This is a genomic window from Pseudomonas sp. YY-1 (assembly GCF_002843095.1).
GTDB lineage: Bacteria > Pseudomonadota > Gammaproteobacteria > Pseudomonadales > Pseudomonadaceae > Aquipseudomonas > Aquipseudomonas sediminis_A.
Genome location: NZ_PJLX01000005.1, coordinates 64,604 through 77,268 on the forward strand (window position 1 = coordinate 64,604; position 12,665 = coordinate 77,268).

At 63.7% G+C, this 12,665-nt stretch carries 10 protein-coding genes and 1 pseudogene; 3 read left to right on the plus strand and 8 right to left on the minus strand.

Features of this window, described 5'->3' with window-relative positions; genetic code table 11:
* Window positions 1-132: 132 nt before the first annotated feature.
* The 3 genes from CXP40_RS08880 to pcaC all read left to right on the plus strand — a co-directional run bounded on the left by CXP40_RS08880 (window position 133) and on the right by pcaC (window position 2,777).
* On the plus strand, window positions 133-1,485 hold the full coding sequence (locus CXP40_RS08880) for a 3-carboxy-cis,cis-muconate cycloisomerase (RefSeq protein WP_106733441.1): 1,353 nt from the start codon (window positions 133-135) through the stop codon (window positions 1,483-1,485).
* Window positions 1,486-1,494: 9 nt separating this feature from the next.
* Complete coding sequence (pcaD, locus tag CXP40_RS08885; protein WP_106733442.1) at window positions 1,495-2,283, plus strand: 3-oxoadipate enol-lactonase; 789 nt, start codon at window positions 1,495-1,497, stop codon at window positions 2,281-2,283.
* A 98-nt stretch (window positions 2,284-2,381) separates the two neighbouring features.
* Window positions 2,382-2,777, plus strand: a complete 396-nt coding sequence (gene pcaC / locus CXP40_RS08890; protein ID WP_074856978.1) for a 4-carboxymuconolactone decarboxylase — start codon at window positions 2,382-2,384, stop codon at window positions 2,775-2,777.
* A gap of 80 nt (window positions 2,778-2,857) precedes the next feature.
* Here the strand turns inward: pcaC and CXP40_RS08895 are convergent, their stop codons facing one another.
* The 8 genes and pseudogenes from CXP40_RS08895 to pobA all read right to left on the minus strand — a co-directional run bounded on the left by CXP40_RS08895 (window position 2,858) and on the right by pobA (window position 12,601).
* Window positions 2,858-4,552 carry an FAD-dependent oxidoreductase gene (locus CXP40_RS08895; RefSeq protein ID WP_106733443.1) on the minus strand — a complete coding sequence of 565 codons (1,695 nt, stop codon included), beginning with the start codon at window positions 4,550-4,552 and terminating at the stop codon, window positions 2,858-2,860.
* Window positions 4,553-4,785: 233 nt separating this feature from the next.
* Entirely contained in the window at window positions 4,786-5,649 is an 864-nt protein-coding gene (locus CXP40_RS24225; RefSeq protein WP_371916943.1) for a methyl-accepting chemotaxis protein, read from the minus strand.
* Window positions 5,641-6,720: pseudogene (locus CXP40_RS24230) on the minus strand (methyl-accepting chemotaxis protein); the annotation flags it as partial. The gene CXP40_RS24225 and the pseudogene CXP40_RS24230, both read right to left, overlap by 9 nt.
* 107 nt (window positions 6,721-6,827) lie before the next feature.
* A complete protein-coding gene (locus CXP40_RS08905) occupies window positions 6,828-8,114 on the minus strand; it encodes an OprD family porin (RefSeq protein ID WP_106733445.1) in 1,287 nt (428 codons plus the stop codon).
* Window positions 8,115-8,243: 129 nt separating this feature from the next.
* Complete coding sequence (locus tag CXP40_RS08910; protein ID WP_106733446.1) at window positions 8,244-9,566, minus strand: TRAP transporter large permease; 1,323 nt, start codon at window positions 9,564-9,566, stop codon at window positions 8,244-8,246.
* Complete coding sequence (locus CXP40_RS08915) at window positions 9,563-10,093, minus strand: TRAP transporter small permease (RefSeq protein ID WP_106733447.1); 531 nt, start codon at window positions 10,091-10,093, stop codon at window positions 9,563-9,565. The genes CXP40_RS08910 and CXP40_RS08915 overlap by 4 nt, the downstream gene beginning before the upstream one ends.
* A gap of 58 nt (window positions 10,094-10,151) precedes the next feature.
* Window positions 10,152-11,204, minus strand: coding sequence for a TRAP transporter substrate-binding protein (locus tag CXP40_RS08920; RefSeq protein ID WP_099526321.1), 1,053 nt, complete (start codon window positions 11,202-11,204; stop codon window positions 10,152-10,154).
* 206 nt (window positions 11,205-11,410) lie between these two features.
* Window positions 11,411-12,601 (minus strand): 4-hydroxybenzoate 3-monooxygenase, encoded by a 1,191-nt coding sequence (gene pobA, locus CXP40_RS08925; RefSeq protein ID WP_106733448.1) that lies wholly within the window; start codon window positions 12,599-12,601, stop codon window positions 11,411-11,413.
* Window positions 12,602-12,665: the final 64 nt, after the last annotated feature.

A 12,665-nucleotide genomic window follows, 5' to 3' on the forward strand; every position in this document is an offset into this window, starting at 1 on the left:
GTCCACTACGGCTATTGGTGGGCTGAAACGGATCGCCGCCCGGCCCACCCTACACCCCTCCCACGGTGCCGTGCGCGGCGCCGCCGGTTGATGCCACACTAGCCGTACATTTTTCCCAGGAGCGTTGCGCGCGTGAGCAACCAACTTTTCGATGCCTATTTCACCGCGCCGGCCATGCGCGCGATCTTCTGCGACGCCGGTCGGGTGCAGGGCATGCTCGATTTCGAGGCCGGCCTGGCGCGAGCCGAAGCGCGCGTGGGGCTGATCCCTACCGAGGCCGTGGCGCCCATCGAGGCGTCTTGCAAGGCCGAACTCTACGATTACCCGGCGCTGGCCCAGGCCATCGCCACGGCGGGCAATTCCGCCATTCCGCTGGTCAAGGCGTTGGGCAAGCGCATCGCCGCGAGCAATCCCGAAGCCGAGCGCTACGTGCACCTCGGTGCCACCAGCCAGGACGCCATGGACAGCGGCCTGGTGCTGCAACTGCGCGCTGCCATCGGCCTGCTGGAAAGCGATCTGGCGAAGCTGGCCGCTGCCCTGGCGGCGCAGGCCGAACGCCATATCGACACTCCGCTGGCTGGGCGTACTTGGTTGCAGCAGGCCACGCCGGTCACCCTCGGCATGAAACTGGCCGGTGTGCTCGGCGCCGTTACCCGCCATCGCCAGCGCCTGAGCGAACTCAAACCGCGTCTGCTGAGCCTGCAGTTCGGCGGCGCTTCCGGCAGCCTGGCGGCGCTCGGCCAGGCCGGCTGGTCGGTCAGCGGTGCGCTGGCGCAGGAGCTGGAACTGACCCTGCCCGAGCAGCCCTGGCACACCCAGCGTGATCGTCTGGTGGAATTCGCCAGTCTGCTGGGGATGATCGCCGGCAGCCTGGGCAAGCTGGGCCGCGACCTCAGCCTGCTGATGCAGACCGAAGCCGGCGAAGTCTTCGAGCCGTCGGCGCCGGGCAAAGGTGGCTCGTCGACCATGCCGCACAAACGTAATCCGGTCAGCGCAGCGGTGCTGATCGGCGCCGCCACCCGCGCGCCGGGCCTGGTGGCGACCATGTTCAGCGCCATGCCGCAGGAGCACGAGCGCAGCCTCGGTCTGTGGCATGCCGAGTGGGACACTCTGCCGGAGCTGTGCTGCCTGGTCTCCGGCGCTCTGCAGCAGGCGCTGCTGGTGGTGCCGGGGCTGGAAGTGGATGCCGCACGCATGCGCGCCAATCTTGAGCTGACCCAGGGGCTGGTGCTGGCCGAGGCGGTAAGCATCGCCCTGGCGCAGAAGATCGGCCGCGACGCTGCCCATCATCTGATCGAACAGTGCTGTAAACAGGCGGTGCGCGAGGGCGTCCACCTGCGCGCCGTGCTCGGCGCCAACGCCGAGGTCAGCGCACAACTTTCCGCTGCCGAGCTGGATCGCCTGCTCGATGCAGCGCATTACCTGGGTCAGGCTCGTCGCTGGGTCGAGCGGGCCGTTGCCGAACACACGCAATTTTCGCGTTAGGAGTTATCCATGTCTGCCGTACGTCTCGCCGATGGCGATTTGAACTACCTGCTCGAAGGCCCGGCCGGTGCGCCGGTGCTGGTGTTGTCCAACTCGCTGGGCACCGACCTGCGCATGTGGGACGCGCAGATCCCGGCCTTCACCCAGCACTTCCAGGTGCTGCGTTACGACACCCGTGGTCATGGCGCCTCGCTGGTGAGCCAAGGCCCGTACAGCATCGAACAGAACGGTCGTGACGTGCTGGCCCTGCTCGATGCGTTGGGTATCGCCAAGGCGCATTTCTGCGGGCTGTCCATGGGGGGGCTCATCGGTCAGTGGCTGGGCATCAACGCGCCCGAGCGCATCGAGCGCCTGGTGCTGTGCAACACCGCCGCCAAGATCGGTACGCCAGAGGTGTGGAACCCGCGCATCGAGATGGTGCTGGCCGAGGGCGAACAGGCCATGCGCGGTTTGCGTGATGCGTCGATCTCGCGCTGGTTCACCGCCGATTTCGCCGAGGCCAATCCGGGCAAGGTCGAGCCCATCGTCGGCATGCTGGCGCAGACTTCGCCCGAAGGCTACGCGGCCAACTGTGCGGCGGTGCGCGATGCCGACCACCGCGAGCAACTGGGCGCCATCCGCACGCCGACGCTGATCGTCTGCGGTAGTGGCGACCCGGTCACCACCACCGAGGACGGCCGTTTCATGCAGGCGCGCATCGCTGGCGCTGAACTGGTGGAGTTCTATGCCGCGCACCTGTCCAACGTGCAGGCTGGTAATGAGTTCAGCCAACGCGTACTGGATTTCCTGCGCGCCTGAACACTACATCTTTTCTGTAGGAGCGAGCTCTGCTCACGAACAGCGCAAGAGCTTCGCGAGCAGAGCTCGCTCCTACGCCCCTATTCGAGGATGTATCTATGGACGAAAAACAACGCTACGAAGCCGGAATGCAGGTACGCCGCGCGGTGCTCGGTGACGCCCACGTCGACCGCAGCCTGGAGAAGCTCACGCCGTTCAACAGTGAGTTCCAGGAGATGATCACCCGTCACGCCTGGGGCGATATCTGGACGCGCCCGGGTCTGCCGCGCCATACCCGCAGCCTGATCACCATCGCCATGCTGATCGGCATGAACCGCGAGGGCGAGCTGACGCTGCATCTGCGTGCGGCGAAGAACAACGGGGTGAGCCGCGAGGAGATCAAGGAAGTGATCATGCAGAGCGCCATCTACTGCGGCATTCCAGCGGCCAACGCCACTTTCCACCTCGCCGAGGCGGTGTGGGACGAGTTGGGTGTGGAGTCGTTGCAGGACTGATCCCGCGAGCAATGGAGCGCTGCCCGGACCACGCATCCGGGCGGCGCTTTTTTATGCCTGTTCGTCCTGCGTGCCGGACGTCAGAGCGTAGCGGCGTGGCGTCCGGCGATATAGCCGAAGGTCAGCGCCGGCCCGAGGTTGATGCCGCCGGAGGGGTAGTGTCCGCCCAGGGGGCTGGCCATATCGGTGCCTGCCGCGTAAAGCCCCGGTATCGGTTGGCCACCAGCGTCCAGCACCCGCGCCTGCCCATCGGTACGTAGACCGGCGAAGGTGCCGAAGCAGCCCGGCTGTACCTTTACCGCATAGAACGGCCCCTGCTCGATGGGGGCCACGCAGGGGTTGGGGCCGTCGTGCTGGGCGTCGCCGCTGCGGCGGTTGAAGGGCGTGCTGCCGCGACCGAATTGCGGGTCTTCGCCCAGGCGCGCATGACGATTGAAATCGCTGACGGTGGTGGTCAGCCCAAGCGGGTCGATGCCACAGGCAACAGCCAGTTCTTCGAGGCTGTCACCGCGTTTGAGATAGCCATTGCGTATATGTGGCCACAGCGGCACCGGAGCCGGGCGGGCAAAGCCCAGGCCATAACGGCGCTGGAAGCGGTGGTCGCAGATCAGCCAGGAGCAGGCTTCCTGATCCTCGGGAATGGCCTTGAGCATGGCATCGACGTAGTCGTAGTAACCGCCAGCCTCGTTGACGAAACGTTGGCCGTTTTGCAGCACGCCAATGATGCCGGGCTTGCCGCGGTCGATGATGTGCGGGAAGTGACCGACGCTGCCGTCGGGGTAGGGCACCTTGGACACCGGAGCCCAAGCCACCGGCGAGCGCAGGTCGTCGGCCACGCGTCCGCCAGCGGATTCGCCCAGGCGCAGACCGTCGCCGGAGCAACTGAGCGGCGGCAGGGCGAGGTTGTCGTGACCGCTGGCATCGCGCGGGAACATCGCCTGGCGCCGCTCCGGATCGTTGGGAAAACCGCCAGCAGCCAGCACCACTGCTTTGGCGCGGATAGTCTTTTCCTCGCCAGCATGCAGCACCACGGCGCCGCATACGCTGCCGTCTTCGATGATTAGGCGCTGCGCGGGCGTGGACTCCAGCATCTGCACGCCCAGGTCCTGCGCCGAGCGGGCCAGGCGGGCGACCAGCGCCACGCCATTGACCAGGTGCATGGCCCGGCCATAGCGAGCCAGATGGTAGAGGTGGCTGGTGAAGCGCCGGATCACGTGCAGCAGCGCCTTGGGCGAGCGGGTCATGTTGAGGAAGGCGGCCAGGTCAGCGCCGGCCATGATCGGCATGCCCATGAAGGATGTCTCGCGCATGGTCTTGCGCAGGCGTGGCAACAGGTCGAGCACCTCGCGGCCATCGTAGGGCGCGGCGATCACCTGATGACCGCCGGTAGCAGCGCCGGGCGTGTCGCCGTGCATGTCGGGGATGCCGTTGCCATCGACGAACTGCAGCGCGGTGTGCTGCTCGAAGAAGGCCACCATGTCCGGGCAGTTCTGCAGAAAGGCGTCCACCAGCTCGGGGCGATAATGCTCGCCCAGCTCGCTGCGCAGGTAGGTGCGCGGCTGCTCGATGTCTTCGATGATGCCGGCACGCTGGGCCAGCGGGTTGCGCGGCGCCCACAACCAGCCGCCGGACCAGGCGGTCGCGCCGCCCAGCATCGCGTCCTTCTCCACCAGGATCGCCCGTTTGCCCAGGTGCGCGGCGCTGACCGCAGCGGCCAGCCCGGCCGCGCCGGAGCCGACCACCAGCAGGTCGCAGTCGAGTAGGGCATTGGACATGGCAGATCTCCGCATTTGTTATTTATTGGAACTTGGTTCTGGATTTTATGTGTCGACTGTCTAGGCGCCAAGCACTGTCGGATGATTCACCCGGGAAGTCGTGCGGTTAGCGGTCAATTATTGACGGTGTAGCGCGGATGCAATCCGCGAAAGGCCAGTAATTGCGTCTTGCTCATGGGCCGAGATGGTGGACAAGCTGCGCGTCGTCCACCCTTGCTGCTCAGCTCCAGCCCTCAGGTACGAAAGCGACCGATGCGCAGCTGCAACTCGCCACCCAGCCTGGCCAGCTCGGCGCTGGACAGTGCAGTTTGTTCGGTCGCGTTGGCGCTTTGTTCGCCGATGCTGCGCACGTTGTCCAGGCTACGGTTGATTTCCATCGCCACCGCACTCTGCTGCTCGGCGGCACTGGCGATCTGCTGGTTCATCTGCTCGATCAGCGCAACGGCCTGATTGATCTGCGTGAGACTCTGGCCGGCCCGCTCGACGCTGCTCACTGCATCCTGGCTGAGGCTCTGGCTGGCCTGCGTCTGAGCGACGGCCTGTTGCACGCGATGCTGCAGGCTGGCAATCAGCGCTTCGATCTCGCTAGTCGAGTCCTGGGTGCGACGCGCCAGGGCGCGTACTTCATCGGCGACCACGGCGAAGCCGCGGCCTTGCTCACCGGCGCGCGCCGCTTCGATGGCGGCGTTGAGCGCGAGCAGGTTGGTCTGCTCGGCGATGGACTTGATCACATCCAGCACGCTGCCGATGCGTTGGCTCTCACCTTGCACCTGGCCGACGGTCTGCCCGGTGTGCGCCACTTCGTTGGCCAGGCGCTCGATCTGCTCGACGACCTGGCGCACCTGGCGATCACCGTCGCGGGTTTGCGCTTCGGCCTGTTGCGCGGCTTGCGAGGCGTGCTCGGCGTCACCCGCCACCTGCTGCACACTGGCGACCATTTGCTGCATGGCGCTGGCGGTCTGGCCGGACTCCTCACTCTGTTCGCGCACCCCCGCACGGGTCTGTTCGCTGACGGCCGACAGCTGTTCTGCCGCCGCGGCAATCTGCTTGGCGCTGCCGCCTATCTGCTCGATCAGTTCGCGCAGGTGGTCGCGCATGCTGTGCAGCGCCCCGAGAAGCTGGCCGACCTCGTCACGCCGGATGGCGCTGCGAACACCACTGAGGTCGCCGGCTGCAACCTGTTGCGCCAGCAGCAGGCAATGCTGCAACGGCCCGACGATCAGGCGGCGAATCAGCCAGCTTGCGAGCAGCGCCAGCAGCAAGGCGGCGGCGGTAAGCAGGGCAAGAGCCTGCAGCGACGTGCGATTGCCTTCATGCATGACGCGTTGCTGGTGCTGCTGCAGATCACCGCCTTGCTGCAACATGCCCTGCGCCAGGTCGGTCAGTTGGCTGCGGCGTTGCTGCTCTGCCTCACGACTCTGGCGGTAGTGCTCGAAGGATTCGCGGTAGCTGTCGAGCGCCCGCAGCGCTTCGTCCAGGGAGGCCTGCTGCAGGGCTGCCAGTTGCGTGCGCAGTTGCTGCGCCGCCTCGGTCATGGTCACGAACCGCGCTTGCCAGAGGTCGGCATCGGCGTTGTCAGCACTGCGGATGAACTGCCCCTCCGCCAGGCGCAGTAGCAACAGCATATGGCTCAGGCGGGCTGCCGCCTCGGCCTGGTCGAGACTGTTCTGTGCGCCAGTTTCGCCGTCGAGCAGTTGGTCGCGGATCAGGTTGAACTGGTCCTGAGTGACCATCTCGAACTGGATCAGCGCCTCATCGGCGCGTATCGCCATCCCGGTCTGCGCCGTGCCGGCTTGAGACTGGGTGGCACGCAATTGGGTGAATTGCTGCAGGTAGGCGTCGTTGCCTCGTTGCAGTTGTTGGAACTGCTCGGTATCGCTGGCGATGTCCGTCAGGTCCGCGGCGATACGTGCGTGCTGCTCGGTGATTGCCACCTCATGGCCAGCCAGCGGCGCCAGCAGGTAGTCCTTTTCCAGCAGGCGCAGTTGCAGAATCTGCTGCTTGAGGTCCGCGACCTGCAGCGATTGCCCGGCATGCCCGAGAATCTCGCTGGCGGTGCGCCAGCCCCCCAGAGCCACTGCCAGGGTCAGCAGCATGACCAGCGAGAAACCCAGCAGGAGTTTGTGGCCGACCTTGAGGTCGGCACTGCGTTCGATAATCCAGCGCATGGTGGTACTTCCTCGAACAGGTGCACATCAAAAAAAAGCCCGTCACGAGGACGGGCTGAACGTGCCGTAACACTAGGAGTCACTTGTGCAGCGATGCCGCGTGATGCTTACAGGAGCGAAAGCGGGTAGTTGATGATCAGACGGTTCTCGTGCAGATCCTGGCCCGCGTCGCGACGCACATCGGAGTTACGCCAGCGGATGCTCAGGTTCTTCAGCGTGCCTTCCTGGATGGTGTAGGCCAGCTCGGATTCGCGGCCCCATTCCTCGGCGTTCTCGCGGGTTTTCACGCCATTGGTGTAGACGTCGATGTTGCTACCGCTGACGTAGCGGTTCATCAAGGTCAGACCCGGAATGCCGAGGCCGGCGAAGTTGTAGTCATGGCGAATCTGCCAGGAGCGTTCTTCCGGGTTGTCGTAGCTGTTGGTGAAGCCGTCGTTGACCAGAGTGCCGCCGCTGGCGCCGTCGATACGCATGAACTTGGTGTCGCCGCTGAGCTTTTGGTAGGCAACCATGAAACTGTTGTTGCCGGTCTTGGCAGTGAGTGCGCCCTGATAGACCTTGTTGTCCAGATTGCCGGCCTTGGCCGCGCCTTCTTCCTTGCCGGTGACATAGCCAAGGTTGGCACCCAGTACCCAGTCACCGACCGGTTGGCTGTGGGTCAGCTGCACGTAGCTCTGCTGGTAGACGTCTTCCAGGCGCGCGTGCCAGACGCCGACCATGGTGTTGTTGCCGTTGAAGCGGTACTCACCACCACCGAAGTTGAAGTCATCGCCTGCTACGCCGTTGAACGACATGTCTTCGCGACTGGCATCGTTACGCTGGCTGTTCTTCCAGAACTGGCCACCGTACACAGTCAGACCGTCGATCTCGTTGGACGTCAGCTGTGCGCCCTGGAAGGTTTGTGGCAGCGAGCGGCCATCGTCAGCGCGCAGGATCGGCAGTACGGCGAACCACTCACCGACCTTCAGTTCGGTCTTGGAAATCTTGGCTTTCGCCGCCACGGCGGTACGGCCGAACTGGTCAGCAGCCTGGCCGTCGTCGTGAATAGGCATCAGTTGGGTGTTGGCAGCGCCGCGGTTGCCGTCCAGCTTGATGCTGTAAAGGCCGAGCACATCCAGGCCGAAACCGACGGTGCCTTCGGTGAAGCCGGAACGGGCATCGAGAATGAAGCTCTGAGTCCAGCCCTCGGCCTGGCCCTGACGCTCGCGATTAGTTGCCGGGCCGATCATCGGATCGGTGCCGTTCAGGTAGTTGCGGTTGAAGTAGTAATTGCGCAGGCCGAGGGTGACCTTGGCGTCTTCGACAAAGCCGGCGGCCTGGACTCCGACCGAGAGGCTGGAGGCCATGATGGCAACGGCAATTGCACTTGGAGCGAGGTACAGAGCTTTTTTCATTGTTATCGTTTCCTTTTTCAAGGTTGAAAGCTCCCCTCCGTAGCGGCGGATACGCTTCTACATCGGGGAGAGTGGTGGCAGTTATTCGGGGTTCAGCGAGGTTCGCCTGAATGCATTACGGGTCCTCTGTCAGGTCAGCCAGCGCACGAGGCACAGGGTGATCGATGGGAAGAGCACGAGGATGACCACGCGCACGATGTCTGAAATCAGGAACGGCACGATGCCCCTGAAGGCGTCACGCATGGGAATGTCACGCGCCATGCCAGCAATCACGTACACGTTCATGCCCAGAGGCGGGGTAACCATGCCGATCTCCACCACCATCAGGGCCAGGATGCCGAACCAGATGGCCTTCTCGGTCTGGTCCAGACCATAGAAGTCCAGCCCCATGATCACCGGGAAGAAAATCGGGATGGTCAGCAGGATCATCGACATGGTGTCCATCACGCAGCCGAGGATCAGGTACAGGATGAGTATCCCGGCCAGCACCAGGAAGGGCGGCAGACCTGCACCGCTGATCGCTTCGGCGATGAAGTTGGGCAACTGCGAGATGGCCAGGAAAGCGTTCATCACATCGGCGCCGAGCAGGATCATGAAGATCATCGCGGTGGTGATGCCGGTACCCAGTAGCACTTCCTTGAGTTCGGCCAGGCGCATCTTGCCCAGCGTGAATGCGAAGAAACCGGTGCCCACGGTGCCGATGGCTGCTGCCTCGGTAGGGGTGAACCAGCCGCCGTAGATGCCACCGAGTACGATCAGGAAAATCAGCAGTACCGGCCAGACACCCCGCTGCGCCTGCAGCCGCTGTTTCCAGCTCGAACGCTCCTGCGCTGGCCCGGAGTCCGGGAACAGGCGCACATAGATGGCGATGGCGATCATGTAGCCGATGACGGCGAGAATGCCTGGTACGAAGGCGGCCATGAACAGCGTGGAGATGTTCTGCTGGGCGAGGATGGCGTAGATCACCAGCACCACCGAGGGCGGGATGAGAATGCCCAGGGTGCCGCCGGCCGCCAGGCAGCCGACTGCCAGCGAGTTGGAGTACTTGTAGCGGCGTAGCTCCGGTAGGGCCACCTGCCCCATGGTCGCCGCAGTCGCCACCGATGAGCCACAGACCGCGCCGAAGGCTGCGCAGGAGCCGATGGCGGAGATCGCCAGGCCACCGCGCCAGTGCCCGACCATGGCGGCAGCGGCACGGAACAGGCCGGTAGCCAGGCCGCCACGCGAGGCGAACTGACCCATCAGCAGAAACAGTGGGATCACCGACAGGTCGTACACGGTGTAACGCGCGTAGGCCACCGTCTTCAGGTAATTGAGCAGCGGGTCCCAGCCACTGATCGAGACGTAACCGGCGATACCGGTCAGCAGCATGGCGATGGCGATCGGAATGCGGATGGCCAGCAGAACCAGGAGGAAGGCGAGGAAGAGTCCGCCCAATGCGACGCTGCTCATTGCTGGCCTCCCTCACCACGCTGGTCGAGCCAGGCGGTGTACAGGGAAACGACGGCGAGCAGGGCGAAGGACGGGGCGAAGGGGGTCATCGACCACCACATCGGAATGCCCATGATGATCGACTCTTCACCGTTGCGATAAGTGTCCAGCGTGCCGATTACCGAGCGCCAGGCCAGCAGTGCCGCGCAGGCGGCCATCAGCAGACAGCCGAGCGTGTCGAGATAGCGCCGGGTGGTAGCCGAGGCGCGCAAGGTGAAGGCATCGACGATGACATTGTTACGACGCAGCTGACACAGCGGCAGGAAGCTCACCACGGCTATGCCACAGCCCATCTGCACCAGTTCGACATCGCCGAGCAGTGGTGCGTCGAACAGGCTGCGCATGGTGATGCTGTAGGCCGACAGCAGAGTGATAGCGACCAGCACCAGACCACCAGCCAGGGCCAGCCAGCGTGCTAGGACATCGAGCAGCTGGCCGAGTGGGCGCGTGCGCTGGGGCTGCCCAGGCAAGGCAGGGTTTTCGATCATGAGACGACTCCGCAAGGCCGGCATGTGAGATGCCGGCCAGGACAACGAGGGTTAGCGATCAGTTCGGCAGCTTGGCGTTGTAGCTCTCGATCAGGTCACGCACTTCTTGCAACAGTGCGGCGCCGTTCTCGTTGCCTTTGCTCTCGACTTCCTTGATCCAGTCGTTGTCCAGCTTGCGGCCGATGGCCATCCACTTGGCCTGCTCTTCTGCAGGCAGCACGTAGATCTCGTTGCCACGCGCCTCGGCCAGCTTGTGCCCGGTCTCGATCACGTTGGTGTCCCAGATATGGCCGGCCTGACGTGAAATCTCGCGGCCGCTGTTATCGTCGATGATCTTGCGCAAATCATCGGGCAGGCTGGCGTACTTGGCCGGGTTCATCGCCAGCACCAGGGCGGTGTGCATCAATGCCGGCTGACCCGGGGCCATTTCGGTGTGGTACTTGACCAGCTCCTGCAGTTTAAGCGCCGGGACCACGTCCCAAGGCAGCACGGCGCCATCGACCACACCCTTGGACAGTGCTTCCGGCACCTGCGGCACCGGCATAGCCACCGGGGTGGCGCCGAGCATGGAGATCAGCTTGGTGGAAATGCGGTTGGCCGAGCGCAGTTTCAGGCCACGGAAGTCGGCCAGGCTGCGCACCGGCTTTTTCGCCGTGTGCAGCAGTGCCCCATCGGTCAGGTGAGTCGCGAGCAGATGCACATCGGCGAACTCCTTCTGCCCGTGAGCTTCGAGGAAATCCCACATGGCCTGGCTGCTGGCTTCGGAAGAGCGGCTCATGAACGGCATTTCGAATGCCGATGCCAGAGGGAAGCGGCCGCTGGTGTAACCAGGTAGTGTCCAGACGATATCGGCGACGCCATCACGCGCCTGGTCGATCAATTGCGGCGGGGTGCCACCCAACTGCATGGAAGGGTAGAACTGAAACTGGATCCGACCATTGGACTCGGCCGTGATCTTCTCTGCCCAGGGCTTGAGAAAATCGGCTTGGGTCACCGAGTGAGCCGGCAGAAAGTGGTGAACCTTGAGGGTGACCTCGGCCTCGTCGGCGTTGGCCCAGGTCATGACGCTGGTGGCAAGCAGCGTCAGCAAAGCCTTGGAAAGCTTGTGCATCGCAAATGTCCTTTCTTATTCATTGTTAGTAGGCGACTCAGGTACAGCCAAACTCGGCTGCAATACTGCTGCCGCTAGGATTCGCTGTTCGCATGGTGCGAGTTAGCGAGGGGCTATTCAATTCGATTAACGACTTAGTGTGCGATAAACGAACGAATTGCGTGTGCCCGAAGCCTGCTTGGCAGGCCTTGGGCGAATATCGCTCATTACTCCTGTTCGATTGGCTCGTAGGGCAGGCCGACGTAGTTCTCGGCGATGGTTCTGCGGCCGGCTTCGGAACTGACGAAGTAGTCCAGTTCGGTCTCCTGCATGCGGCGGCTGAAGGCATCGGTATCGGGGAAACGATGCAGCATCGAGGTCATCCACCAGGAGAAACGCTCGGCTTTCCAGATACGCCTCAGGCAGATCGCCGAGTAGCGTTCGAGCAGATCAGTGCGGCCTTCCCGATAGACCTTGAGCAAAATGCGATAGAGGGTGCTGACGTCACTCGCCGCTAGATTGAGCCCCTTGGCACCGGTTGGCGGCACGATGTGCGCGGCATCGCCGAGCAGAAACAGGCGACCGTACTGCATCGGTTCGACGACGAAGCTGCGCAGTGGCGCGATGCTCTTCTCGATCGAGGGACCGGTGATCAGCTGACTGGCAATCTGGTCTGGCAGGCGACGCTTGAGTTCGCTCCAGAAGCGCTCGTCGGACCAGTCCTCGACCTTCTCTTCGGCGGCGACCTGCACGTAATAGCGAGTGCGTGTCGGTGAACGCATGCTGCACAGGGCGAAGCCGCGCTCATGGTTGGCGTAGATCAGTTCTTCATGCGCCGGGGGTGTGTCGGCCAGAATGCCCAGCCAGCCGAACGGGTACACCCGCTCGAATTCCTTGAGCACACCAGCCGGTATTGATTGCCGCGATACGCCATGGAAGCCGTCGCAGCCTGCGATGTAATCGCACTCCAGACGCTGGGAGCGGCCTTCGTGCTCAAAGGTCAGATAAGGGCGTTCGCCCTTGAGTTCGTGCAGTTGTACCTGGCTGGTGTTGTACAGGGTGATTGCGCCACTGGCCTGGCGAGCCTCCATCAGGTCGCGGGTGACTTCGGTCTGGCCGTAGACCATCACGCCTTTGCCACCGGTCAGGGCTTTGAGATCGATGCGTTCGCAGCGACCATCGAAGGCCAGCTGGAAGCCGTCGTGCGGCAGGCCTTCACGATCCATGCGTGCGGCAACGTCGGCTTCGCGCAATAGATCGACCATGCCCTGCTCGAGTACGCCAGCGCGGATACGACCGAGTACATAGTCCGGGCTCTGGCGTTCGAGAATGATGTTGTCGATGCCGGCGTTGTGCAGCAGTTGGCCGAGAAGCAGGCCGGAAGGGCCTGCGCCGATGATGGCGACCTGAGTGTTCATTATTGTTCTCCAGTAGGTCATCGGCTTTACGCCGATGACAGGCTCAGGTCTGTATTTTTTGTGG